2 protein-coding genes are annotated in these 4,005 nt (G+C 39.5%); both read left to right on the top strand.

The annotated features are described in order from the left end of the window. Positions 1-283 precede the first annotated feature (283 nt). Complete coding sequence (locus tag AN389_RS19355) at positions 284-1,699, top strand: sodium:alanine symporter family protein (RefSeq protein WP_055016956.1); 1,416 nt, start codon at positions 284-286, stop codon at positions 1,697-1,699. A gap of 183 nt (positions 1,700-1,882) precedes the next feature. After that, positions 1,883-3,478 carry a BCCT family transporter gene (locus AN389_RS19350; protein ID WP_055016957.1) on the top strand — a complete coding sequence of 532 codons (1,596 nt, stop codon included), beginning with the start codon at positions 1,883-1,885 and terminating at the stop codon, positions 3,476-3,478. Positions 3,479-4,005: the final 527 nt, after the last annotated feature.

Below are 4,005 nucleotides of genomic sequence, written 5' to 3'. Positions count from 1 at the left end.
CGAAGTTTTACTCGACTCACTAAGTAGCTTGCTTGCCTCGCTAAGCGTTGCCTGCTCTGCCGTCTCAGTGGGGTCGCATTATAGGGAGAACGGATTTTTACGCAAGCGTTTTATTTAATAAAATTGCATTTAATTTATACCCATAAGAAGCCCACATTAAAAGCACATGTTACCCACAAAAGCTTGTGGATAAGACTGCTTTTTTGCTTTTAAAACTAAACTCTTTTGATTCGTTATGGTAAGTTGCCAGCACTTTTTCAACTCATGTACTTAGGTAGTATTCATGACAGATATAATAAATAGTATAAGTGCCTTACTTTGGGGCCAAGTTCTCGTCTACTTATTAATAGCAGCAGGTGTCTTTTTTACCATTCGGTTGGGCTTTATTCAATTTTTACAATTCCCCCATATGTTTAAAGTTATGTTTGGCTCACGTAAATGTGGTGGTGATGAGATTTCTTCTTTTCAAGCTTTTTGTACTTCTTTAGCCGCGCGTGTTGGAACAGGTAATATGGCCGGTGTTGCCGTGGCACTTTATTTAGGTGGCCCTGGCGCTATATTTTGGATGTGGCTGATTGCTTTAATAGGTATGGCAACTAGTTTTGCTGAGAGTACACTAGCACAAGCTTATAAAACTAAAGACGCTGATGGCAACTTTAGAGGCGGCCCTGCTTATTATATGGAGCGCGGTTTAGGCAAACGCTGGATGGGTGTCCTGTTTTCACTGTGCTTAATTTTAGCCTTTGGCCTGGTATTTAATGCTGTACAGTCAAACTCTATTGCTGCCGCATTTGAAGTAGCGTTTGATGTACCTAAGTATATAGTAGGCATAGCACTTGTGATTGGCTCTGGCATCATTATTTTTGGTGGATTAAAAACAATATCACGTTTTGCCGAAATGGTTGTTCCATTTATGGCGCTTGCCTATTTGCTAGTTGCTATATATGTATGTGCAGTAAACTTCACTGCTTTGCCTGATGTTATTGTACTTATAGTAAAAAGTGCATTTGGTTTAGAGCAAGCAGGCGCCGGTGCCATTGGCTATGGTGTAACACAAGCTATGATCCAAGGTATTAAGCGCGGTTTGTTTTCAAACGAAGCAGGTATGGGTAGCGCAGCTAATGCTGCAGCAACGGCAACCCCTTACCCTCCGCACCCAGCCTCGCAAGGGTATGTGCAAATGCTAGGTGTATTTATAGATACTATTGTGATCTGTACAGCCACAGCCTCATTAATCTTACTGTCTAATCAACTTGTGCCTGAATCGGGTGTATTAGGAATAGAGTTAACACAAGCTGCACTGCAAGAGCACGTAGGTGATTGGGGCACTTACTTTATTGCCATTGCCATTTTGTTTTTTGCATTTACCTCTATTGTAGCGAATTACTCATATGCCGAAACAAACCTAATGTTTTTAGAACATAACTCTAATAAAGGAATGTTTATATTTAGGTTATTGGTATTAGGTATGGTTATGTTTGGCGCCATTGGTGAACTAGGGATTATTTGGACACTTGCTGATATCTCTATGGGCCTAATGGCTATTGTAAACGTGGTTGCACTGTTTATGCTCTCTGGTGTTGTTGTATGGTTATCAAAAGATTACAACGCACAAAATAAGCAAGGTGTACTACCTACGTTTAACAAAGCCAAGCACCCTAAGCTTGCCAAAGAGGTTGATCCTAACGCGTGGAAGTAACACTAAATTGAAAAATTATTAAGCGAGCATATGCTCGCTTTTTTTTGCCTTACAAACTATATAAAATTTTATTAATGTATTTCAAAGATATATACCATAATTAAATATCAGTAATAGGCGCTTTTTAATTTACTTACGTACAATAAAATTTAAGTTTGTTATCTATAATATAAAGGAGTCATGATGGATGACCAATTGAACAAATACAGTATTGACACTACCGATTATCAAGTAGGTCAAGATAACGTACAAAAATGGGGGTTTGATGTTCATAATCCCGTGTTTGGAATAAGCGCATTTTTAGTCATACTATTTGTTGCCCTTACCTTATTGCTTGACCCTGAAGTCGTCAGGGAAGCACTTACCTCAACTAAAGATGCCATTATCAATAAATTTGATAGTTACTTCATGTTGATTGCTAATGGTTTCGTATTATTTTGCTTTGCACTTGCGCTCTCCCCTCTTGGCAAAATTCGCTTAGGAGGTGTTGATGCAAAACCTGAACATGGTTATCTTTCATGGTTGGCAATGCTATTTGCAGCAGGAATGGGGATAGGTTTACTGTTTTGGGGTGTTGCAGAGCCCGCAGCTTATTTTACTGATTGGTACTTAATGCCAATGAATGCACAGCCAAACACCCCAGAAGCTCACTCTTTAGCCATGGGTGCCACCATGTATCACTGGGGTTTACATGGCTGGGCAATTTACGCCATTGTTGCACTTAGTTTAGCATTTTTTGCCTACAATAAAGGCCTTCCATTATCTATACGATCCGTGTTTTACCCTTTATTTGGCGATCGTGCTTGGGGTTGGCTGGGTCATGTTATCGACATTCTTGCTGTACTCTCTACGCTTTTTGGTTTAGCAACGTCTCTTGGTTTAGGGGCGCAGCAAGCAACAAGTGGTATTAATTATTTAATGGGCACAGACTACGGTACCGCTTTTCAAATTACGGTTATAGCGCTCGTTACCTGTATTGCTATTGTGTCTGTTATTAAAGGTATTGAGGGGGGGGTGAAAGTACTTAGTAACATAAACCTTATATGTGCATTTATTTTACTTGTAGCCATCATATCCCTTACTTTTAGTGATTCAATTACGGCTATATGGTTTACCTTTGGTGCATATGTAGAACACATGCTCCCGCTTAGTAATCCGTTTGGCCGGGAAGATGAAGACTGGATGCATGCCTGGACAGTATTTTACTGGGCATGGTGGATATCGTGGTCGCCATTTGTCGGAATGTTTATTGCCCGAGTATCTAAGGGCCGCACCGTGCGAGAGTTTTTATTGGTCGTCATTGGCTTGCCAACACTATTAAGTTTAGTTTGGATGGGCGTATTTGGTAATTTAGCCATTTCACAAATTATTGATAAAATAGGCCCGCTTGGACAAAACGGGTTAACTGATATCTCAGTAACGCTATTTCAGGTTTATGAGCAACTTCCGCTAAGTAGCTTTATTAGTGTTATTTCAATTGTGCTTGTTTTAGTGTTTTTTATAACCTCTTCTGACTCTGGCTCACTTGTGATAGATGGTATAACTGCTGGCGGGAAAATTGATGCGCCGGTACCACAACGTATATTTTGGGCATCGATTGAAGGGGCTATAGCCGCCGTATTACTGTGGGTAGGAGGCTCTCAAGCCTTACAAGCTTTGCAATCGGGAGTCGTAACTACAGCGTTACCTTTCTCAATTGTGCTCATTTTAATGTGCGTAGCGCTTATTCAAGGCTTAATGAGCGAATACCCTATCTATAAGGCACAAACAAAGTTATAGCATTATATACTTTAGCAAAGCGGCTTCGTGTCGCTTTGCGCTCTCACTTTATTTCTGCCCTTACCTACACTTCAGCTAATACATTTACGAACGTATTTAATCATCAAGCTATTTAGCTTTGGCAATACACTTTAAAATGCACTATTAGTCGTGCATTTATGCAAAATCCCTTTAATAAACAGTGTTAAAAGTAGTTTTTCGACCGCTGCAAAGGGATATAGGAAAAGTAATGTAGGTTTAATCAACTAACGCTAAGGTACAACAATACGTACGCTCTGCTTTAAGCACGATTGTCTTGTTTCAAATCATTCATTTAATTAAGCCAATTGCTATTAACTTTTAAAGATAAGCAAAAACATAAATAAAATGATTGTTTGATTATAAAACTGAGGATTTATTTTAAATAGTGGGTTATTTAATTTACTAAAAGGACTTTAGTAAAAGTGGTGCCCGAGGCCGGACTTGAACCGGCACGACTTGTTAGTCGAGGGATTTTAAATCCCTTGTGTCTACCAATTCCACCACTC

It is taken from the genome of Pseudoalteromonas sp. P1-7a, assembly GCF_001401855.1.
Taxonomy (GTDB): Bacteria; Pseudomonadota; Gammaproteobacteria; order Enterobacterales; family Alteromonadaceae; genus Pseudoalteromonas.
This window is presented reverse-complemented; position numbering and strand designations above follow the sequence as displayed.

Coding starts and splice junctions, on each gene's coding strand:
- AN389_RS19355 (WP_055016956.1), top strand. CDS start 284: ATGACAGATATAATAAATAGTATAAGTGCCTTACTTTGGGGCCAAGTT.
- AN389_RS19350 (WP_055016957.1), top strand. CDS start 1,883: ATGGATGACCAATTGAACAAATACAGTATTGACACTACCGATTATCAA.